Source organism: Veillonella sp. S13053-19, assembly GCF_002959835.1.
GTDB lineage: Bacteria > Bacillota > Negativicutes > Veillonellales > Veillonellaceae > Veillonella > Veillonella rogosae.
Genome location: NZ_PPDA01000015.1, coordinates 203,409 through 225,519, shown reverse-complemented (window position 1 = coordinate 225,519; position 22,111 = coordinate 203,409). Strand labels below are relative to the sequence as shown.

The following is a 22,111-nucleotide window of genomic DNA, read 5'->3' as shown; positions in this document are numbered from 1 at the left end:
TTTACTAGTAACTAAAACGTAAGATATGAGGTGATTCTTATGAGTAAAGCTATATCTGGCGTCGACCATGTAGATGGTATGCTGCCAATGACGCAATTGTTTGCTTATGGCTTACAGCACGTACTAGCTATGTACGCAGGTGCAGTAGCGGTACCAATCATCATCGCACAAGCGATGAACTTACCTATTGAAGACTTAATTCGTTTGATTACGGCCGACTTGTTCACATGTGGTGTTGCTACATTGATTCAAACATTAGGCTTTGGTCCTATCGGTGGTCGTATTCCTCTTATTCAAGGTGTAACATTTGCTTCTGTAGGTCCAATGATTATGATTGGTCAGCAGCATGATATTACAACTATCTACGGTGCGATTATCGTAGCCGGTATCTTTACATTCCTTGTGGCTCCATTCTTTAGTCGTTTGATTCGTCTATTCCCACCTGTAGTAACAGGCACTATCATTACTATTATTGGTATCAACTTGATGCCAGTAGCAGTTAAATGGATGGGCGGCGGTGCAGGCAGTCCACACTTTGGTGATCCGCTTAACATTGCTCTTGGTGTAGCTACATTTGTTATTGTTATTATAACCTATCGATTTGGTAAAGGATTCATTGGTAATCTAGCAATCTTAGTAGGTCTTATCCTTGGTACAGCCCTTGCTATGCTTTGTGGTGTTACTGACTTCTCCGAAGTAGGTCGTTCTCAATGGGTATCCATTGTAACACCGTTCTACTTTGGTCTTCCAACCTTTGACTTTGCTTCTATCATTTCTATGATCATTGTAATGCTCGTAGTTATGGTTGAAACAACTGGTGACAGTATCGCAGTAGGCGAAATCGTTGATAAACCTATCGGTCAAAAAGAGTTGGCTGCAGTACTTCGTGCTGATGGCTTATCTACTCTTATCGGTGGTATTCTTAACAGCTTCCCTTACACAGCGTTCGCTCAAAACGTTGGTCTTATCGCTGTAACACGTGTTAAGAGCCGCTTCGTTGTAGCAGCATCTGGTGTTATTCTTATTTTATTAGGTCTTTTCCCTAAATTAGCTGCTATCGTAGCTTGTATCCCAAATGCCGTTTTAGGCGGTGCAGGTATCGCAATGTTTGGTATGATTATTGCCAGCGGTATCCGTTCCCTTGGTAAAGTTAGCTTTGATGGTAACTACAATTTGATGTTAGTAGCAATCAGTATTGGTGTATCCATGATTCCTCTAGCTGCGCCTAACTTCTACGCTCATTTCCCAGATTGGGCTCAAATTCTTTTGAAATCTGGTATCACAGCTGGTAGTATCATTGCCGTTCTTCTAAACGTTGTATTCAACGGCTTTGGTTACAAAACTGTTAACGAACCTAATCGTGCAACACGTAAATACCGTCACTTCACACGATTCAAAGGCTACCCTAAACATTTCTATCAATAATATATAGTTAGACGAGTTTATTCTCATACGATTACATGTATTGTCTTTCACAATAGAAACCTTGTTTGTATAGGTAAAACATCTATATACATGTTTTCGATTTTAAAAGGGCTCACTCTAGATTTAGAGTGAGTCCTTTTTTGTATGGAATCGTGTACTACTTTGGTATATAATTAAATAATATTATTGCAAAGGAGAAGCATTATGAAAGACGAGCGATTTATAGTTACGTATCGAATAGAAGCAAGTTCATATGAAGAAGCAAAAGCCATTGCTTGGGCTGTTCAAGTAGAACAAACCATAGAATTCCCTTATGAGTTTGTTACTGACCCATATATTAAAGAGACCATCACTGGTCGATTAGAATCTCTTGAGCCTATGGAGCAAGGTTCTGCATATGCCAATGTTGGCATTATGCCAAATGCTGTAATCGATGTATCTCGTTACTATGTAGCTCGAATTTCATATCTTGTAGATACTACAGCTTTAGAAGCGACACAATTTTTAAATGTTGTCTTTGGAAACTCGTCCTTACAACCTCACATTTGGGTGGTAGATGTAGAATTATGTCAAACTCTTTATGATGTGTTTAACGGACCTCAGTTTGGTTTGCAAGGTATTCGTGAATTAGTACATACAAAGGCACGACCTATGATTCAAGCTGTTGTAAAACCTATGGGAACACCTAATGAAGAGTTAGCTCGTATGTGTGGTGCTTATACACGCGGTGGGGCGGATGTTATTAAGGATGACCATGGTATCTCCAATCAGTCTTTTTCTCAATATAAAGATCGAGTAAAACGATGTGCTGCTATGGTGCAGGAAATGAATGCTATTCATGGTACACATACTTTATATGCAGCCAATGTATCTGGCGATGGTACAGATGTAATTGAGCGTGCTTATTTTGCTAAAGAGGCTGGTGCCACAGCTCTCATGGTGGCGTCAGGTCTTGTAGGTTTTGGGTGGCTTCATAAACTGGCTACCGATAAGAAACTAGGTCTGCCAATTATTCATCATCCAGCTTACTCTGGTGGCTTTGTAAGCCCTGGTACGTCTGGTGTGGCAGATTATCTACAACTAGGCTTGTTACCTCGTATCTTTGGAGCCGATATGCCTATCTTTGTTTCTTATGGTGGACGTTTTACTTTCACAGAGGAGCAATGCAAGAGAATTTCGAATTATATTAAACAACCCATGGCATTGATGAAAGCGGCTTGCCCAGCTCCAGGTGGTGGTGTAACAGATGCTCGTCTTAATGAACTAGTTAAGTTATACGGTAATGATACGATGTTCCTCGTCGGTGGCGATATGTTCCGTCGTGGTCCAGATATCGAAGCTAATATGGCGTACTTTGTAGAACGTTTGACTGACTTATCTGAAAGCAAGTAATGATAGTTTAGAGGTACATAACTTAATACAATAGTTATATCGAATAACTAAGTCACTGACTTTCACAAAAATATGTAAAAATTATGATTAAGTATATGGAGTGTTTTGATGAGTGAATCCTCACCGTTGGAGGTCCATGTTATTGCTAGTGGTAGCAAGGGCAATTGTACAGTAATAAAAAAAGGGAACTCCGTCATATTGCACGATGTAGGCATTAGTTGTCGACGAATCGTTAATGGGTTAAAAGAATTGCATATCGATATGGCACAGGTAGAGGGTATATTTATCAGTCATGAACATAGTGATCATATAGCTGGGCTACAGCAACTGTTGAAACGTTTTGATATTCCTGTGTATACAAAGCAAGGAACGTGGCGTGAGATTCAAGATAAGTTAATCGTACCAAAGAATCAACTAATTGAACTGACGAAAGGTAGTTTAACATTGGGGAATCTCATTGTAGAACCCTTTGCTGTGAGTCATGATGCGGCAGACCCTATTGGGATCAATGTTTTTGCAGGAAAAGATAAGGCTACTGTCGTTACCGATACAGGTGTGATTTCCGATAGTATCTTGCACCGCATGGATGATACGACCTTGTTAGTGCTAGAAGCTAATTATGACCCTCATATGCTGCACTTTGGTCCATATCAACCGTTTTTGAAACAACGGGTCGCTAGTGATGAAGGACATCTAAGCAATGAGATGGCCGCACAAGCGTTGCTCATGATGAATCGACCTGACTTTATGCAAGTTATTTTGGCTCACCGTTCTGAGAATAATAATAACGCGGTCCTTGTTACCCAAACGATTGGAAAAATGCTTGTTGATGGTGGTGTTCGCATTGGACCTGAAATGAAGTTGCAACATGGACAACCTAATGAAATTGTATCTATGAAATCCGTAAAGAGGTAAAATATGAGATTTTATGTAGTTTGTATTGGCAAGCTAAAAGATGCTTATTTGCGTGATGGCGTTGCGGAGTTTGTAAAACGAATGCGACCATACGGAGGCATTACGATTACAGAACTGAATGAAAGTAAAATTGGAGATAAACCAAGTGATGCAGATCGTAAGCAAGTTGTAGATGAAGAGGGGGAACGATTACTAAAAGCAGTTCCTAAAAATGCCTATACGGTTTTACTTGATGTGTACGGTAAAACGATGTCTTCCGAAGATTTAGCTAAGACTGTAGCAAAGCTTGAGGTTGATGGCGTTAGCGATATGGCTTTTATCATTGGCGGAGCCTTTGGTGTTAGTGAAGCATTGCGCCAGTCTGTAAATTATAAATTGTCCTTTAGTCCTATGACCTTTACTCACCAAATGGTGAGATTACTATTGGTGGAACAAATATATCGAGCGTCAAAAATTAATCGAAATGAACCATATCATTGGTGAGTTTAATAGTATATTAATTTAATTCTAGTAGTTTAGTGGGTAATAGTTACTATAGCTTATACACTAGGGATAGACTTATAAATTATTTATATAATCAGTTCACAAAAAAAGGAGTTTTATTATACTATGTCGAATAGTATAATAAGGCCATATATATTTGGTGAGGAGGAATTCACTATGAAAATTCAAGAAGTAATGAATAAATACCCTGTTATTGTTGGTAAAGATGCACCAATTTCTGATGTAGCTGATTTATTAGTTAAGTACAATTTAACTGCTGTATCCGTAGTGGATGACAATAATAAATTGTTAGGCATTATTTCTGAAGGTGATTTACTTTACAAAAAAGTGCGCCCTCATGTACCTCATTACGTAAATGTTTTAGGCGCTAGTATTTATTACAATGGCATTGGCGAATACAATGCAAAGTTCAAAAAATTGTTGGCATCTCATGTTCATGAGTTGATGACTGATGAAGTAATTACGACTACACCAGATAAAGAGGTAGAAGAAATTGTATCTGTTATGTTAGACCAACATTTGAAAAATGTTCCTGTTGTAGATAAAGATTACCATTTAGTCGGCATCTTATCTCGTCGAGACATCATCAAATTGATCGCTAAAGATAACTAATTAGCATAATTATGTAAAACGTATAAAGACCACCCGTTTTGGGGTGGTCTTTTAGTGTAAATTGAGAAGAATTGCATTGACCTTGCATTTATGTTATTATTAGGAGTGCATAATATACTACAGAAATTTGGGCGTATTGCCCTTCGAGGAGGACATATTTTAAATGAAAGCAACTGTAAATCCTGTTGATCAACACGTAGTAACGTTAACTATTGAAGTACCTGCAGCTGAAGTAGACAAAGGCATTAAACAAGCTGTAAAACGCATTGCAGGTCAAGTAAACATCCCTGGCTTCCGTAAAGGCCATGCACCTCGCCGTATTTTGGAAATGAACTTCGGCAAAGAAGCTATCATGGAAGAAGCATTCGAAGTATTGGCTAGCCAAAACTACACTGCTGCTCTTCGTGAAAATGATATTGTTCCTGTATCTGATCCAGAAATCGAACGCGAACAATTCGAAGAAGGTAAAGATTTAATCTTTAAAGCTACTGTAACTAAACGCCCTGAAGTTAAACTTGGCGATTACAAAGGCTTAGAAGCTGAAAAACAAGATGCTACAGTAACTGATGAACAAATCGAAGAACAATTAAACAACATTCGTGAACAACAAGCGAAAATGGTTGTTGCTGAAGAAGGCGCTACAATTCAAAAAGACGACTTTGCAGTAATCGACTTCGCTGGTTCCATTGACGGTAAACCATTCGATGGTGGTGAAGGTAAATCCTACCCATTACAAATCGGTTCTGGTAGCTTCATTCCTGGCTTCGAAGATCAATTGATCGGCGCTAAAGCTGGCGATGATGTAACTGTAAAAGTAACATTCCCTGAAGACTACTTCGTAGCAGAACTTGCTGGTAAAGAAGCAGAATTCAAAACTCACATCCATGACATTAAACGTAAAGAGTTGCCTGAATTGAACGACGAGTTCGCAAAAGAAACAAGCTCTTACGAAACTATTGAAGAATTGAAAAAAGATCTTCGCGCTAAAATGGAAGAAGAAGCTTCCCGTCGCGCAATCGATACTTACAATGCTGACTTGATTCAAACAGCTGTTAAAAACGCAACTGTTGAAATCCCAGAAGTAATGATCGAAGATCGTGTGGAACAAATGATTCAAGAATTGGCTATGAACATGGAAGGCCGTGGCTTGAAACTTGATGACTACTTGAAATTCTCCAACAAAACTATCGAAGATTTACGTTCTGAATACAAAGATTCCGCAGCTGAAAACGTACGCGCTGATTTAGTATTAGATGCTATCGCAACTGCTGAAGGTATTGAAGTAACTCCAGACGACATGAACCGTGAAATCTTCATTATGGCTCAAAACTTTGGGGCAGATCCTAAAGAAGTTTGGGATATTATTGCAAAAGAAGGTCGTGTAGCTATGTTGGCAGGCTCTGTAGCTCGCAAAAAAGCAGCTCGATTCATTATTGATAATGCAAAAGGCGCTGAAGCGGCTGAATAATAGTTTGCTCAACTAGGTACATGAAAAGGTGAATACATGTATGTACCAATCGTAGTTGAACAAAGTGAACGCGGTGAGCGTTCCTATGATATTTACTCTCGCTTGTTAAAGGATCGCATTATCTTCCTCGGTGGTCCCATCGATGATAGTGTGGCTAATGCGGTTATTGCGCAAATGCTATTCCTAGAAGCAGAGGATCCTGACAAGGATATCCATTTGTACATTAATAGCCCCGGCGGTGTTGTAACTGCCGGCATGGCTATTTATGATACGATGCAATATATCAAACCAGATGTGTCTACTATTTGTGTAGGCTCTGCAGCGAGCATGGGTGCAGTGCTTTTAACAGCAGGTACTAAAGGCAAACGCTATGCGTTACCTCATGCACGCGTTATGATTCACCAACCATTAGGTGGTGTACAAGGGCAAGCATCTGAAATTGAAATCCATGCCCGTGAGATTCTTCGCATGCGTGAAGAGTTAAATGGTATCTTAGCTTCTCGCAGTGGACAAGATATTGAAGTAGTAGCTCGCGATACAGATCGCGATAACTTCATGAGTGCTCAGGATGCCGTTGAATACGGCTTAATCGATGAGGTGCTCACTAGAGAACCTGTAGAAAGCAAGTAATGGAGGCACCCCTTGGCAAAAGATAAAGACACAATGCGCTGCAGTTTTTGTGGACGCACAAGCGAAGAAGTCCGCAAATTAGTGGCGGGTCCTAACGTGTATATTTGTGATGAATGCGTTGAAGTATGTGAACGTATCATCGCTGATGAGTTGGGTGCTGTTGAAACGGACGACTTCAACTTAAAAGAATTGCCAACGCCAAGAGATATTAAGGCTCATCTTGACGAATATGTCATTGGTCAAGATGATGCTAAAATCTCTTTAGCCGTGGCTGTATATAATCACTACAAACGCTTACAAACAGATAATGTAGTAGATGATGTAGAATTACAAAAGGCTAATGTATTGTTCATTGGTCCTACTGGTAGTGGTAAAACACTATTGGCTCAAACCTTAGCGAAAATGCTAGAAGTGCCATTTGCTATTGCAGATGCTACAAGCTTAACTGAAGCTGGTTATGTAGGGGAAGATGTGGAAAATATCTTGCTCAAAATTATTCAAGCTGCAGATTATGATATAGCTCGGGCTGAGCGCGGCATTATCTATATCGATGAAATCGATAAGATTGCTCGTAAGTCTGAGAATCCTTCCATTACACGTGACGTGTCTGGTGAAGGGGTGCAACAAGCATTGCTTAAAATCTTAGAAGGTACCGTTGCTTCTGTTCCGCCTCAAGGTGGTAGAAAGCATCCAAATCAAGAAATGCTTCAAATTGATACGACAAATATTCTCTTTATTTGTGGTGGTGCATTTGATGGTATGGATAGGGTTATTACTAAGCGTACAGCTAAGAAAACCCTTGGTTTTGGTGCAGATGTGCAACGTAAAGAAGAACGTAATGTATCGGCTATCTTAAAAGATGTTGTACCTGAAGATTTATTGAAGTTTGGTTTGATTCCTGAGTTCATTGGCCGGTTGCCTGTGATGGTAACATTAGATCAATTGGACAGAGATGCATTAATCCAAATTTTGACAAAGCCTAAAAATGCATTAACAAAACAATATGAAAAAATTCTATCCCTTGATGGTGTAGAGTTAACTTTCACTGAAGATGCATTAGAAGAAATCGCTGATGAAGCATTACAGCGAAAAACAGGTGCTCGTGGTTTGCGTGCTATCATTGAAAAGGTGATGAAACGCGTTATGTTCGAAGTTCCTTCCATGCCGGAAGTAACTAAGTGCATCGTGAATCGTGAATCCGTTCTGAGCACAGGTGAACCTATACTCAAAAATGAGGCAGACCAAGACATCCAGTTGAAATCGTAATTCGAAGAAACTCATTTCTGTGTAGGAATGAGTTTCTTTTCATAATATAAATACCTGGAGGAAGTATGAATTTACTCGAAATTGGGATCCCTACCGTACCTCTTAGAGGCATGGTTGTATACCCAAATATCGTGATTCACCTCGATATCGGTCGAGACAAATCCATTAAAGCGGTAGAGGCCGCGATGAACGAGGATCGCATTTTAGCAGTTGTGACCCAAAAGGATGATGCTGTTGATGCACCGACCGTTCATGATTTAGCCCAAATGGGTACATTAGTAAAAATCAAGCAAATGTTACGCTTACCAGGTGGTATTGTACGTGTTCTTGTAGAGGGCATTACACGTATTCGCGTAATGAATATTACAAGTATGGATCCGTACTATGTAGGGGACTACGAACGCGTAGCCTCTGAGTTTGAAGATGATGTGGAGTTAGAAGCTTATCGTCGTCTCGTACAGTCTAAATTCGGTGAATGGGCAGAAGAAGCTAAATCTGTAACAGATGAAGGCGTAACGCGCGTTATGGAATTGCGTGACCCATGTGAATTAGCTGACCAAGTTGCATTCTTGTTACCAATCAATAATTTGAAACGCCAAGAGTTATTAGAGGAATTATCTGTAGCTCGCCGTCTCAACATGATTGTAGGCATTTTAAATATGGAATTACAAATCTCAGATTTGGAAAATTCCATTAATAATCAAGTGCGTCAATCCATGGAAAAAGCGCAAAAAGAATATTTCTTGCGCGAAAAAATCCGCGTTATCCACGATGAGTTGGGTGACAAAGGTGATCCAGAGGAAGAAGCAGAAGAATTACGCGTTAAATTGAAAGCGCTTAACTTAAGTGAAGATGTACATACGCGTATTGATAAAGAAATTTCCCGTTATAGTCGCATGCCGCAATTGATGCCAGAAGCAACAATTCTGCGCAATTACTTAGATTGGGTATTGGCTTTACCGTGGAATGAATTGACTGAAGACCGCTTAGACATTAAGGAAGCTCATGCGATGCTTGAGGCTGACCATTATGGCCTTGAAAAGGTAAAAAAACGCATCCTTGAATTCTTAGCTGTTCGTAAGTTGACTGGTAAAAACAGTGGTTCCATCCTTTGCTTAGTAGGTCCACCAGGGGTTGGTAAAACATCCTTGGCCACATCTATTGCTAAAGCGATGAACCGTAAGTTTATTCGTGCATCCTTGGGCGGTGTTCGCGATGAAGCTGAAATCCGCGGTCATCGTCGTACGTATATTGGTGCCTTGCCTGGTCGCATGATCCAAGGTCTTAAGAATGTAGGTACTAAGAATCCTGTATTCTTATTGGATGAAATTGATAAACTCGCATCTGATTATAAAGGTGATCCATCCTCTGCATTATTAGAGGTGTTGGACCCTGAACAAAATAGTACATTTAGCGATCACTTCATCGAAGTACCATTCGACTTCTCCGAAGTATTCTGGATTACTACAGCTAACGTAGCATCCAATATTCCTGGTCCTTTGTTAGACCGTATGGAAATTATTGAATTGTCTAGCTATATGGAAGAAGAGAAACTAGAAATCGCTAAGCGTTACTTAACTCCTAAGCAAATTAAGAAAAATGGCCTTGAAGACTACAAGGTTAAATTATCTGATGCTGTGTTGAGAAAAGTAATCTCCGAGTATACTCGCGAGGCTGGTGTTCGTACCTTAGAAAAAACAATTGCAAAGATTTGCCGTAAAATCGCTTTCAAAGTAGTTGAAGAAGGTGGTGATGCACCAAAAGTAACTACTAAGAATCTTCATGAGTTCTTAGGTGCACCAATTTTCGTTGACCAAGAACGGGAAAAGAAACCTCAAGTTGGTTATGTAAATGGCTTAGCTTGGACTGCTGTTGGTGGCGTAGTGTTACCTTGTGAAGCTACGACTATGAATGGCACCGGCAAATTGGCATTAACTGGTAGCTTAGGTAAGGTTATGCAAGAGTCTGGCCAAGCAGCGATGAGTTACATTCGCCACAATGCGAAAGCATTAAAAATTGAAGAAGATTTCTATAAGAAGCTCGATATTCACGTTCACTTGCCAGAAGGGGCAACGCCTAAAGATGGTCCTTCTGCGGGTATTACAATGACATTGGCGATGGTATCTATTTTGACAAACCGCAAGGTTCGTTCTGATATTGCCATGACTGGTGAAATTACATTGCGTGGACGCGTATTGCCAATAGGCGGTTTAAAAGAGAAGTTATTAGCAGCCTTGTCTCATGGCATTAAAGAGGTATTGATTCCAAAAGGCAATGAAAAGGATATTGCAGAATTACCTGACATTGTAAAAGAAGGACTCATTATTACGCCAGTTAAGACAATGGATGAAGTATTAGCAAAGGCACTTGTGTAATGCAAAAAAAGAAAAAATCCACTAAACAAATGGGGCCAAAACCACAATATACACGAAAAGAACCGAAGGGGCCTCGTATTATAGTAGCAAAATATAATACCTCCTGTGTGAAGGCGGATCAATATCCTGAAGGGGATACTGTGGAAATCGCTTTCCTAGGCCGCTCTAATGTGGGCAAATCTTCGTTGATTAACTCGTTGTGTAATTACCGTGGGTTAGCCCTCGTTAGTGGACAGCCAGGTAAGACAAAGACGATAAACTATTTTGACATTGAGTCAAAAGAGGATATTTCTGAAACAGAGGAACGCAGATACAATTGGTTCCTCGTAGACCTTCCTGGGTATGGTTTTGCAAAGACAAATAAAGGAAACCGCAATTTGTGGTCTTCCTTTATTGCCGATTATATTTTACATTCTGAACGATTGATGTTGTTGTGCTTGCTTATCGACGGTCGTCATCCAGAGATGCCTATTGATAAGGTAGCCTACGATTGGCTTGTTGAGGCTGGTGTGCCACTACAAATTGTGGTTACTAAAGCTGATAAGCTAACGGCTAAAGAAAAGTCTGCGAACTTGGCTAAAATTAAGGAACTGTATCCAACGGATACACCGCCTATTTTATATAGCTCCTTAAAACATACAGGTCGTGAGCTTTTACAACAACGCATCAATAAAGTTCTAGTAGGAGATGAAGCATGAGTCAAACCAATGAGTTAGAGATTATGGAACGCATTGCTCTAGATTTAGAGGGCGTTGAAGAATCTCTTGCATCATCTTTTAATACAGGTGCAGAAGACTTTAATGCACTGATTCGACCATTATCAGCAGCTGGTGGCAAGCGTTTACGCGCTCAATTATGTCTATTGATTGCCAATGCAGGCACATCTGTAGAACGTGAGCGCATTAGAATTGCAGAAGCCGTAGAAATGCTTCATTTAGCAACACTGATTCACGATGATGTATTAGATCAAGCTGAGATTCGTCGCGGTGAAAATACAATTCATGCGCACAAAGGCAATAAAGTCGCCATTCTTAGTGGGGATTACTTATTTGCTAAGGCTTTCCAAATCGTATCTGAAATGCCTAATATGAAGTATTTACAAATTTTCTCTCATATCATTACATGTCTCGTAGAAGGCGAGTTCATGCAAATGGAAGACGTATATCGTATCGATCAAGGGATTGAGCGCTATATGACTAAGACTCAAAAGAAAACAGCGGACTTCATGGAAGGCTGTATGGAATTAGGTGGTCTCTTAGGGGGCTGGAGTGAGTCTGAAATCATTGAGTTGAAAAAATATGGTCACGCTTTGGGGATGGCATTCCAAATTACAGATGATATCATGGACTATCGTGAAACAACTGAGACTACAGGTAAACCTGTAGGGAATGACCTACGCGAAGGTTTATTGACCTATCCTTTATTAAGTATCGTAAACGATGATAATAAAGATAGATTGCTTGCAGATATAAAAGCCTTGAATAATGGCGGTAATGAGCAAGATATTATTGATTACGTTATCGCTCAAGGCGGTATCGACAATACATTAGCGGTAGCTGATAAATATTGTAAAGATGCGTTAGCCGCACTTGCTGCGGTACGTGATTTCCCAGGCAAGGAATTCCTTGTGATGGCTGTAGAAAATCTAGCTGATAGAAAGGTATAATATGGAGCCGTTCGAACCAAAACCGGATTTCGAATATCCCGTACAAAAACCTTCTTTTGATAGTGTAGTTCGTCAAAAACGGCGTGAAGCAGAGCAAAAAGCAGAGCAAGAACGGTATAAGGTGGCAAATCTACAAGTTCCTGAGGAACTGGAGAATGAACAAATTTATACTGAAATGGAACAGAAAATGATGGATGAAGCTCGGGAGCTATCTCTTGTAGGCCATCTATCTGAATTGAGAAAACGGCTTATTTTGATGGTAGTGGCCATTATTGTGGGGACTTGTATTTCTTACTATTATGTAGACCTATTATTAGAAATACTCCTCAAGCCTGCAGGCAAGCTCTACTATATGAGACCTACTGAAGCTTTCTTTACCTATATGAAAGTATCTATAGTAGGAGGGCTCATTATAGCAGCGCCTATTATACTGCATCAGATTTGGCTCTTTGTTAAGCCTGCCTTAACTGTGCGAGAAAAACAGTTGTCCAACTGGATCTTACCGGTAGCGATTGTTTTATTTGGTATTGGCATTGTATTTTCTTATTTTCTTGTATTGCCTGCGGCCGTGAAGTTCTTCATGGGCTTTGCTACCGACGAATTACAACCGATGTTTTCCATTGGTCAGTATATGGACTTTGTGTTGTCCTTTGTACTACCTTTTGGATTTATCTTTGAATTGCCGTTGATTTTAATTATCTTGGGATATTTCAACTTAATAACATCACGTTTTTTAAAAACGAAACGAAAGATATTTATTCTTATATCCTTTATCATAGGTGCTGTCATTTCACCAACACCGGATATGTTCTCTCAAACGATGATTGCATTGCCTATGATATTGCTATATGAAACGAGCCTATTTGTATTGGCTAAGATTATGAAGCGCTAAGGAGTATTTTTAGGAGGAACGATGAAAACCTACGAAAATTTAACCACTTATAACCCCGGTGAAATAGAAGGGAAATGGTATTCTTATTGGGAAAATCAAGGATACTTTCACGAAGAAGTAGACACTAATAAAGAGCCATTCAGTATCGTATTACCGCCTCCTAATGTAACAGGTATGTTGCACATGGGCCATGCTCTTGATAATACATTACAAGATATCCTTATTCGTTTCAAACGCATGCAAGGTTACAATGTGTTGTGGATGCCTGGTACAGATCATGCTGGTATTGCCACTCAAATCAAAGTAGAAGAGATGCTCGCTAAAGAAGAAGGTAAATCTCGCTATGATTTAGGTCGTGAGAAATTCGTAGAACGCGTATGGGAATGGAAAAAAGAATACGGTGATACTATCGTAAAACAAATCCGTAGCCTTGGCGCATCTTGTGACTGGACTCGCGAACGCTTTACATTGGATGATGGTTACTACCATGCAGTGCGCGAAGTATTCGTAAAACTTTATGAAAAAGGTTTGATCTATCGCGGTGAGCGCATCATCAACTGGTGTCCTCGTTGTGCAACGGCTTTATCTGATGTAGAAGTTGAACATGAAGATGAACACGGCCATTTATGGCATATTAAATATCCTGTAAAAGGTGAAGATAATCGCTTCGTAGTGGTAGCAACGACACGGCCAGAAACAATGTTTGGTGACGTAGCGGTAGCGGTAAACCCTGAAGACGATCGTTATAAAGATCTTATCGGTAAAACTTTGGTATTGCCATTTGTTAACCGTGAGATTCCTGTAATCGCCGATGACTATGTAGATGCAAGCTTTGGTACAGGTTGTGTAAAAATTACGCCTGCTCATGACCCTAACGACTTTGAAATGGGCCAACGCCATGATTTAGAGTCTATCGTTGTTATGAACAATGATGCCACAATGAATGAAGGGGCTGGTAAGTTCAATGGCTTGCCTCGTGAAGAAGCGCGTAAACAAGTAGTAGCTGAACTTCAAGAGTTAGGCTTACTTGAAAAAATCGATGACCATGATCATGCAGTAGGTCATTGCTCCCGTTGTAATACAATCATTGAACCAATGGTATCTAAACAATGGTTCGTTGATATGAAACCGTTGGCTGAGCCAGCTCTTAAAGTTGTTAAAGAACATGAAGTAGAATTTGTGCCTGAACGTTTTACTAAAACATATGTAAACTGGCTTGAAAACATCCGTGACTGGACGATTTCTCGTCAATTATGGTGGGGCCATCGCATTCCTGCATGGTACTGTGATGACTGTGGCGAAACTATCGTAAGTCGTGAAGACATTACAGAATGCCCTCATTGTCACGGTCATGTAACACAAGATCCAGACGTTCTTGATACATGGTTTAGCTCTGGCTTGTGGCCGTTTGCTACGATGGGCTGGCCTGACCAAACTCCAGAGCTTAAACAATGGTACCCAACAAGTGTTCTCGTAACTGGTTACGATATCATCTTCTTCTGGGTAGCTCGTATGATCTTCATGGCTCTTGAGTTCGAAGATGAAATTCCGTTCAAACACGTATTCATCCACGGTCTTGTTCGCGATAGCCAAGGTCGTAAGATGAGTAAATCCTTAGGCAATGGCATCAATCCACTTGACGTTATTGACCAATTTGGTGCCGATGCATTGCGTTTCACCCTTGTAACAGGCAATACACCTGGTAACGACATGCGTTTCTACATGGAGCGTGTGGAAGCGAACCGCAACTTTGCTAATAAGATTTGGAATGCTTCTAAATTCGTATTGATGAATCTTACGAATTATGATGAAAGCTTTGTTCCAACTGCTGATGATTTAACATTAGCTGATCAATGGATTATTCAAAAATACAATGAAACAGTACAAAGCGTAACATCTAATCTCGATAAATTCGAATTAGGTGAAGCGGCAAGTTCTGTATATGACTTCATTTGGAATACGTACTGTGACTGGTATATTGAATTGGCGAAACCTCGTTTGTACAGTGAAAGCAACGAACGCGATCGTCGTACAGTTCAATACTTGCTCGTAACTATCTTGCGTCACATGCTTGAATTGTTACATCCGTTCATGCCGTTCGTAACAGAGCATATTTGGCAACACTTGCCTCATGAAGGGGATAGCATCGTAGTTACTAAATGGCCAGAAGCCTTGAACTTTGACGATCTTGACGGCGCAGCTCGTCAGATGGAAGTGATGATGGATGCTATTAAAGGCATTCGTAACATGCGTGCTGAAATGAACGTACCGTTAGGTAAAAAAGCAGAGGTTATCGTGGCACCTACAGATGCAGCATTAGCTCAAACTGTAGCAGACCATAGCGACTACTTCGTAACATTAGCTTGGGCTGAGAAGGTAACAATCCTTGGCGCCAACGATGGTAAACCAGAAAATGCGACCGTAACAGTTGTAAATGGTATGGAAGTATATCTCTTGCTTAAAGACTTAATCGATGGCGAGAAAGAAAAAGAGCGTATTGCAAAGGAAAAAGTTCAAATGGAAAAAGAAATTTCCCGTTTGGAAGGTAAATTGTCTAACCAAGGTTTCCTTGCAAAAGCTCCTGAAGCTGTAGTAGCGAAAGAAAAAGAAAAGTTAGAAGAATATAAACAAAAACAACAAGCGTTATTGGAACGTGAAGCGTTCCTTGAAACCTTATAATAGGAGGTTTATATGACATATCAAGAGGCCTTAGCCTATTTAGAACAGGCATCCTCATTCGGTATTAAGCCTGGCCTTGAACGAATTACAGCTCTTATGGAAGCCCTTGGGAATCCACAAGAGGACTATAAAATTGTTCATGTTACAGGTACGAATGGTAAGGGCTCGGTTACCTCATATATTTCCTACGCACTGTTTACAAGTGGATTACGGGTGGGGCGATTTACATCGCCTCACCTTCAATCCTATACGGAGCGAATTCAAATCAATGATGGAAATATTACAGAGGAAGCCTTCGGTGAATTAATCAATCGTGTAAAAGTGGCAGTAGATACTATCATCAGTAATGGAGTAGAGGCACCGACGCAATTTGAAATATTGACGGCGGCCACATTCTTGTTCTTTAAAGATCAAGGTGTAGATTATGCGGTAGTAGAAGTTGGTTTAGGCGGATTGCTAGACTCTACTAATATCGTTATTCCTAAAGTATCTGTTATTACTAATGTATCTATGGATCATCAAGCGTACTGTGGTGATACTGTTGAGGAGATTGCACGTCATAAGGCGGGCATCATTAAAGCTAAAGTACCTGTAGTAACAGCTGCACAAGGTACGCCTCTCAGTATTATTGAGGATGTAGCCAAAGAAAAGAATGCTAAACTGTATGCTTTCAATAAAGATTTTGGCATCGATAGTCGCAGTGCTGTAACAGGTGGTCAAATGATTACGGTCAGTGCCAATGATGCTGCACCTGCTATGCTCTTTACGACGATGGTAGGTATTCACCAATCTGTAAACCTCGCTTGTGCGTTAATGGCTGTGCGCCTATTGATGAAAGACGATAAGAGTATCAGTGAAGAAACGATGCGCGAAGGTTTTGCTCGCACTACGTGGGCCGGTCGTTTCGAAGTTAAACGAGGTCTAGATCGTACCTTTATCTTTGATGGTGCTCATAATGCGGCAGGGGCTGAATCTTTCGGTATGACTTATGCTGAATTGTTTAAAGATAGTCCAAAAACGATTGTTATGGCCATTCTTAAAGATAAAAACCAAGAGGCGATTATCCGTGAAGTCGTTAAGGCCGGAGATACAGTCTTAGTTGTACCGGCGCCAACAGATAGAACGGGAGTACCTGAAACCTTGGTTGAGGTCATTCGACGCACTGTACCAAAGGCGACGACTCAAACTGCTGACTCTGTTGAGGACGCTTTAGCATTGGCCTATAAGCATACTAAGACTGGTGATATTATCGCCGTATGTGGTTCGTTATATATTCTAGGGGATGCTCGTCAGTGGTTTAACCATGAGATGAGTCACTAAGGTGAGATCATGGAACTCTCACTTATTCCTAATCAGAAGCGACTGACCTTTTATATTGAACGACTAATTTATGGTGTTGTTGTGGCCATGCCGTTGCAGCCGATGGTAGGGGATGTACTCCTTTGGCTGGCTATAGGACTGGCACTATATGATTTAATATCTAGTAAATCTTTGAGCTTACCTACAGGCTATCTGTCTTGGACGGTGATGATCTTTGTTATATGGACTGGTATATCGTCGATTATGTCACCGAATTGGGACTGGTCTATTCAGAGTTGGTTTTACCAAATTGTAGCAGGTGGGGGGATGTACTATTTAGTGCGTACCTATATTCAAACGCCTAAACAATGGAACTATTTTCTTCGTGCTTTTTTAGGCACCGCAGTTCTTGTCTGTGTTATTGGGGCCTATCAGTATCTATTTATTCCTAATATACATATAAAAGAATGGGTAGATGCTGCACAGTTTCCGAACTTGATGCGCCGCATGGCATCAACATTACAAAACCCTAACTTGTTAGGCGCTTATTTGTTGATGGTCTTAAGCGTATGCATCAGTTATATACTGGTTTATATGAAAGAGAATCGCACCCGTGACGTGGTGACGATGCTCATCATAGGTATCGTTTTATTTTTAACGATGCTCTTAACCTATTCTCGTGGTATTTGGATTAGCTTTGCCGCTATGATTCTCTATTGGGCTATCTTTGTAGAGCGACGTCTATTTCTATCCTTGTTAGCGGTACCGATAATTTTGTACTTCTATGAAGGTGAAATTGCGTCACGACTTTGGTCGATATTCCAAGGTCACGATACGTCAGCGGATCTTCGCTGGGCGTTGTGGGATAGCACGACATATATCATAGGAGAAAACCCTATCTTTGGTATTGGCTGGAATACATTCTACTTAGTCTACCCTGAGTATAACTATTATATTCAAGGTCCTAATGTATTAATGTATCATGCGCACAATTTATATTTGAACATTTTGGCTGAAATAGGTATCCCAGGTTTGTTATCATTCCTCGCAGTTATCGTAGGTCATGTAATTACATCTATACGATTAAAAGGGGATCTATTCCGACAAGCAGCACAAATAGGCGTAGGCGCCTTAGCAGTGGCTGTTCTCGTTAGTGGTTTATCTGACTTTGAGCTCTATAGCCATCAAGTGACCATTGTATTTTGGCAATTGCTAGGCTGGGTTGGGGCCTTTGTGAAAGTGCAACTTTCAACGAGTGACCATATAAAATAGGTATATCTTGTATAATTAGCATATTTTATGGTAGCTATATAATTTCATAATATGGTATAATTAATACATACCTTGGTAAGGTATGATTAAGTATTATTAACCGGTTTTCTAATGTTAGAGCTAATTGAACATTATTGCTTGCATTTGAAAACCGGTTTTTTGTATATCTATTGTATCTTTATAGGGAGGTGTACGGTTCATTTTTTGTATGTAAGATGTTGTTTTTATATTGAAAAGGTTCTATATGTTGTATAGAGATAGTTCGATTTAACCGAAAAACATCAATATATACTACTAAATCGATGATTCCTGTGAGTTATAACGATGTGAATAAAACTTATGTGAAAATATGAAAATCTATGCGTTTTAGTCATAATGCACTAGTGAAGTGTATAAAAAAATACATTTTAGTCATATAAGTTGACAATACATTGGATGTGGAATACGATGAAGTCGGTTTAAGGAACGACCAAGAGATCAAACTGTCGTTTATACAATGTTACTCTTAAAGGAGATGGTAATGGTGATAGACATCAAAGACCGCGTAAAAAGTGCGGCCCTCCAAGGTAAAATTGTCACTGCTTATGAAGCAGCTCTTTTGATTAACCCAAACGATAAAGTTGGTATTTCCGGCTTTACTCCATCTGGTTATGCAAAAGCTGTGCCATTGGCATTGGCTGAAAGAATGGAAAAAGAACCATTCAAAATCGATTTGTGGACAGGCGCTTCCGTTGGTGATGAAGCTGATGGTGCTTTAACACGTGCAAACGGTATTCACCGTCGTTTCCCATATCAAACTAATGGGGACACTCGCAAAGCGTTGAACAGCGGCAAAATGAATTACATCGACATGCATTTAAGCACAATGGCACAAAACGTTCGCTATGGCTTCTTTGGTGATTTAGATGTAGCGATTATTGAAGCTGCTCAAATCAATGAAGATGGCTCTATTGTGCCTACAACATCCGTTGGTAACTCTCCAACATTTGTGAGCCAAGCTAAAAAAGTTATCGTAGAAGTAAACGTATCCCAACCACTTTCCTTGGTAGGTATGCATGATATCTACGAACCACTCGATCCACCTCATCGCAAACCAATTCCATTGGAAACACCTGGTGATCGTATTGGTACTGACGCAATTCCTTGCGACCCTGAAAAAATTGTAGCTATCGTTCCTTGCGACATCCCTGATACAACTAGACCTCTAGCACCTATCGATGATGATGCGAAAGCAATGAGTCAACACCTTATTAAATTCTTTGAACAAGAAATTGCAGAAGGTCGCTTGCCTGAAAACTTGCTTCCATTACAATCTGGTGTAGGTTCTGTAGCAAATGCTGTAATTAGTGGTCTTGCTAAAGGTCCATTCACAGATTTGTCCATCTATACAGAAGTTATTCAAGATGGTATGTTTGACCTTATCGATGCAGGTAAAGTAACAGTATGTTCCGGTACTGCATTGAGTCCTTCCCCAGACGGGTTGAAACGTTTCTATGCAAATATCGATGAATATCGTAAAAAAATTATTCTTCGTCCGCAAGAAATTTCCAATAACCCTGGTATTGCTCGTCGTATTGGTGTCATTGCCATGAATACCGCTATCGAATTTGATATTTTTGGCAATGTAAACTCTACCCATATTATGGGGAGTAAAATGATGAACGGTGTTGGCGGTTCTGGTGACTTTGCACGTAGTGCATATCTCACTATCTTCTGTACTAACTCCGTTGCTAAAAATGGCGACATCAGTTCCATCGTTCCTTATGTATCTCACGTAGATCACCCAGAACATGACACTATGATTTTCTGTACAGAACAAGGTGTGGCTGACTGCCGTGGTTTGAGCCCAGTGGAAAGAGCTCGTTTGATCATTGAAAAATGTGCTCACCCAGACTACAAACCAATGTTAACTGAATACCTAGAAAAAGCATTAGAAGCAACTAAGAATGCCCATACACCTATGTTGCTTGATGAAGCTCTTTCTTGGCATAAACGCTTCACAGAAACTGGAAGCATGAAAAAATAAACCTGTTTTTTTAGGAGGATGATGAAAACATGGCTTACGAAAACTTAAAAGCCCAAATTGCTGAGTATAACAAACTTTGTGACGAAAGAAGTGCAAAAACTCCAGAACGTCAAAACTTGAAATACAACCGTGTGTACACACCAGTTGATATCGAAGGTTTCGACTATGAACGCGATTTGGGGATGCCTGGCGAATTCCCTTATACTCGTGGTGTACAACCTACTATGTACCGTGGCCGTTTCTGGACAATGCGTATGTACGCAGGTTTCGCAACTGCTGAAGAATCCAACAAACGTTACCGTTACCTAATCGAGTCCGGTGCAACTGGTCTTTCCTGTGCATTCGACTTGCCTACACAAATCGGTTATGACTCTGATGACGTTATGGCTGAAGGCGAAGTTGGTAAAGTAGGTGTTGCGATTGACTCCTTGAAAGATATGGAAATCTTGTTCGACGGCATCGACCTTGGCAAAGTATCCACATCCATGACAATCAACGCTCCAGCGTCCGTTTTGTTGGCAATGTATATCGCAGTAGCTGAAAAACAAGGTGTACCTTCCACTGAATTGATGGGTACAATTCAAAATGATATTTTGAAAGAGTATGCAGCTCGCGGTACTTACATTTTCCCTCCAAAACCTTCCATGCGTTTGATCACTAATATCTTCGAATATTGTTCTCAATACGTTCCAAAATGGAATACAATTTCTATCTCCGGTTACCACATCCGTGAAGCAGGTTCCACAGCAGCGCAAGAAATCGCATTCACAATTGCTGATGGTATCGCGTACGTAGAAGCAGCTTTGAAAGCTGGTCTTGACGTTGACTCCTTCGCTGGTCGTCTTTCCTTCTTCTGGAATGCTCATAACAACGTACTTGAAGAAGTTGCTAAATTCCGCGCATCCCGTCGCTTATGGGCAACTATCATGAAAGAACGTTTTGGTGCTAAAAAACCAAAATCCATGATGCTTCGTGTACATACTCAAACAGCTGGTTCCATGTTGACTGCACAACAAGTTGACAACAACATCGTTCGTGTTGCTCTTCAAACTGCAGCTGCTGTAATGGGCGGTACTCAATCCTTACATACAAACTCTCGTGACGAAGCTTTGGCTCTTCCTACAGAAGCATCTGTACAAGTAGCTCTTCGTACACAACAAATCGTGGCTTACGAATCTGGTTTAGCTGACGTAGTTGACCCATTGGGCGGTTCCTACTATGTAGAAGCTATGACTAACGCTATCTATGACGAAGCTATGGAATACATCAAGAAAATTGATGAAATGGGCGGCGCTGTAGTAGCAATCGAAAAAGGCTACATCCAAAAAGAAATTCAAGAATCCGCTTACAAATGGCAAATGGAAGTTGAATCTGGCTTGCGCACAATCGTTGGCGTAAACAAATTCCAAGTTGAAGAAGAAGCTCCAAAAGACTTGCTTCGCGTAGACGCTTCCGTAGGTGTTAACCAATCCAAGAAAACTCAAGCAGTTCGTGCTAACCGCGATCAAGCAGCAGTTGATGCAGCATTGGCAGCACTTAAAGTTGGCGCAGCTGACGAAAACGTTAACTTGATGCCATTAATTCTTGAAGCAGTTAAAACATATGCTACTTTGGGTGAAATTTGTAATGTATTGCGCGAAGTATTCGGTGAATACGAAGCTCATTCCACATTATAATATCGGCTAATTTC

17 protein-coding genes are annotated in these 22,111 nt (G+C 40.4%); all 17 read left to right on the top strand.

The annotated features are described in order from the left end of the window. Positions 1-39 precede the first annotated feature (39 nt). The 17 genes from VEHSUH06_RS10470 (at position 40) to VEHSUH06_RS10390 (ending at position 22,097) form a co-directional block, all read left to right on the top strand. Complete coding sequence (locus tag VEHSUH06_RS10470) at positions 40-1,425, top strand: nucleobase:cation symporter-2 family protein (RefSeq protein WP_105098839.1); 1,386 nt, start codon at positions 40-42, stop codon at positions 1,423-1,425. A gap of 204 nt (positions 1,426-1,629) precedes the next feature. Then, a complete protein-coding gene (locus tag VEHSUH06_RS10465; RefSeq protein ID WP_105098838.1) occupies positions 1,630-2,817 on the top strand; it encodes a RuBisCO large subunit C-terminal-like domain-containing protein in 1,188 nt (395 codons plus the stop codon). A 108-nt stretch (positions 2,818-2,925) separates the two neighbouring features. Beyond that, positions 2,926-3,732 (top strand): MBL fold metallo-hydrolase, encoded by an 807-nt coding sequence (locus tag VEHSUH06_RS10460; RefSeq protein ID WP_105098837.1) that lies wholly within the window; start codon positions 2,926-2,928, stop codon positions 3,730-3,732. A gap of 3 nt (positions 3,733-3,735) precedes the next feature. Next, positions 3,736-4,215 (top strand): 23S rRNA (pseudouridine(1915)-N(3))-methyltransferase RlmH, encoded by a 480-nt coding sequence (rlmH, locus tag VEHSUH06_RS10455; protein WP_105098836.1) that lies wholly within the window; start codon positions 3,736-3,738, stop codon positions 4,213-4,215. A gap of 177 nt (positions 4,216-4,392) precedes the next feature. Continuing rightward, positions 4,393-4,848 (top strand): CBS domain-containing protein, encoded by a 456-nt coding sequence (locus tag VEHSUH06_RS10450; RefSeq protein WP_009351160.1) that lies wholly within the window; start codon positions 4,393-4,395, stop codon positions 4,846-4,848. Positions 4,849-5,011: 163 nt separating this feature from the next. Further along, positions 5,012-6,316 carry a trigger factor gene (gene tig / locus VEHSUH06_RS10445; RefSeq protein WP_105098835.1) on the top strand — a complete coding sequence of 435 codons (1,305 nt, stop codon included), beginning with the start codon at positions 5,012-5,014 and terminating at the stop codon, positions 6,314-6,316. Between the two features lie 36 nt (positions 6,317-6,352). Further along, complete coding sequence (clpP, locus tag VEHSUH06_RS10440; protein WP_105098834.1) at positions 6,353-6,946, top strand: ATP-dependent Clp endopeptidase proteolytic subunit ClpP; 594 nt, start codon at positions 6,353-6,355, stop codon at positions 6,944-6,946. Positions 6,947-6,958: 12 nt separating this feature from the next. Next, positions 6,959-8,212, top strand: a complete 1,254-nt coding sequence (gene clpX / locus VEHSUH06_RS10435) for an ATP-dependent protease ATP-binding subunit ClpX (RefSeq protein ID WP_009351310.1) — start codon at positions 6,959-6,961, stop codon at positions 8,210-8,212. 65 nt (positions 8,213-8,277) lie between these two features. Continuing rightward, on the top strand, positions 8,278-10,587 hold the full coding sequence (gene lon / locus VEHSUH06_RS10430) for an endopeptidase La (protein WP_105098833.1): 2,310 nt from the start codon (positions 8,278-8,280) through the stop codon (positions 10,585-10,587). Further along, positions 10,587-11,285, top strand: coding sequence for a ribosome biogenesis GTP-binding protein YihA/YsxC (yihA, locus tag VEHSUH06_RS10425; RefSeq protein ID WP_105098832.1), 699 nt, complete (start codon positions 10,587-10,589; stop codon positions 11,283-11,285). Before lon ends, yihA begins: the two co-directional genes overlap by 1 nt. Beyond that, positions 11,282-12,253, top strand: a complete 972-nt coding sequence (locus VEHSUH06_RS10420) for a polyprenyl synthetase family protein (protein ID WP_105098831.1) — start codon at positions 11,282-11,284, stop codon at positions 12,251-12,253. Before yihA ends, VEHSUH06_RS10420 begins: the two co-directional genes overlap by 4 nt. Before the next feature lies 1 nt (position 12,254). Continuing rightward, on the top strand, positions 12,255-13,145 hold the full coding sequence (tatC, locus tag VEHSUH06_RS10415; protein ID WP_105098830.1) for a twin-arginine translocase subunit TatC: 891 nt from the start codon (positions 12,255-12,257) through the stop codon (positions 13,143-13,145). A gap of 21 nt (positions 13,146-13,166) precedes the next feature. After that, complete coding sequence (locus tag VEHSUH06_RS10410) at positions 13,167-15,824, top strand: valine--tRNA ligase (protein ID WP_105098829.1); 2,658 nt, start codon at positions 13,167-13,169, stop codon at positions 15,822-15,824. Positions 15,825-15,836: 12 nt separating this feature from the next. Further along, entirely contained in the window at positions 15,837-17,144 is a 1,308-nt protein-coding gene (locus VEHSUH06_RS10405) for a folylpolyglutamate synthase/dihydrofolate synthase family protein (RefSeq protein ID WP_105098828.1), read from the top strand. A gap of 9 nt (positions 17,145-17,153) precedes the next feature. Further along, positions 17,154-18,395, top strand: a complete 1,242-nt coding sequence (locus VEHSUH06_RS10400; RefSeq protein WP_105098827.1) for an O-antigen ligase — start codon at positions 17,154-17,156, stop codon at positions 18,393-18,395. Between the two features lie 520 nt (positions 18,396-18,915). Beyond that, complete coding sequence (locus VEHSUH06_RS10395; RefSeq protein ID WP_105098826.1) at positions 18,916-20,421, top strand: acetyl-CoA hydrolase/transferase family protein; 1,506 nt, start codon at positions 18,916-18,918, stop codon at positions 20,419-20,421. A gap of 29 nt (positions 20,422-20,450) precedes the next feature. After that, positions 20,451-22,097, top strand: a complete 1,647-nt coding sequence (locus VEHSUH06_RS10390; RefSeq protein ID WP_105098825.1) for a methylmalonyl-CoA mutase — start codon at positions 20,451-20,453, stop codon at positions 22,095-22,097. Positions 22,098-22,111: the final 14 nt, after the last annotated feature.

Bases quoted from the DNA above. Each gene is read 5' to 3' on its own strand.
- VEHSUH06_RS10470 (WP_105098839.1), top strand. From the start codon at position 40: ATGAGTAAAGCTATATCTGGCGTCGACCATGTAGATGGTATGCTGCCA.
- VEHSUH06_RS10465 (WP_105098838.1), top strand. From the start codon at position 1,630: ATGAAAGACGAGCGATTTATAGTTACGTATCGAATAGAAGCAAGTTCA.
- VEHSUH06_RS10460 (WP_105098837.1), top strand. From the start codon at position 2,926: ATGAGTGAATCCTCACCGTTGGAGGTCCATGTTATTGCTAGTGGTAGC.
- rlmH (WP_105098836.1), top strand. From the start codon at position 3,736: ATGAGATTTTATGTAGTTTGTATTGGCAAGCTAAAAGATGCTTATTTG.
- VEHSUH06_RS10450 (WP_009351160.1), top strand. From the start codon at position 4,393: ATGAAAATTCAAGAAGTAATGAATAAATACCCTGTTATTGTTGGTAAA.
- tig (WP_105098835.1), top strand. From the start codon at position 5,012: ATGAAAGCAACTGTAAATCCTGTTGATCAACACGTAGTAACGTTAACT.
- clpP (WP_105098834.1), top strand. From the start codon at position 6,353: ATGTATGTACCAATCGTAGTTGAACAAAGTGAACGCGGTGAGCGTTCC.
- lon (WP_105098833.1), top strand. From the start codon at position 8,278: ATGAATTTACTCGAAATTGGGATCCCTACCGTACCTCTTAGAGGCATG.
- yihA (WP_105098832.1), top strand. From the start codon at position 10,587: ATGCAAAAAAAGAAAAAATCCACTAAACAAATGGGGCCAAAACCACAA.
- VEHSUH06_RS10420 (WP_105098831.1), top strand. From the start codon at position 11,282: ATGAGTCAAACCAATGAGTTAGAGATTATGGAACGCATTGCTCTAGAT.
- tatC (WP_105098830.1), top strand. From the start codon at position 12,255: ATGGAGCCGTTCGAACCAAAACCGGATTTCGAATATCCCGTACAAAAA.
- VEHSUH06_RS10410 (WP_105098829.1), top strand. From the start codon at position 13,167: ATGAAAACCTACGAAAATTTAACCACTTATAACCCCGGTGAAATAGAA.
- VEHSUH06_RS10405 (WP_105098828.1), top strand. From the start codon at position 15,837: ATGACATATCAAGAGGCCTTAGCCTATTTAGAACAGGCATCCTCATTC.
- VEHSUH06_RS10400 (WP_105098827.1), top strand. From the start codon at position 17,154: ATGGAACTCTCACTTATTCCTAATCAGAAGCGACTGACCTTTTATATT.
- VEHSUH06_RS10395 (WP_105098826.1), top strand. From the start codon at position 18,916: ATGGTGATAGACATCAAAGACCGCGTAAAAAGTGCGGCCCTCCAAGGT.
- VEHSUH06_RS10390 (WP_105098825.1), top strand. From the start codon at position 20,451: ATGGCTTACGAAAACTTAAAAGCCCAAATTGCTGAGTATAACAAACTT.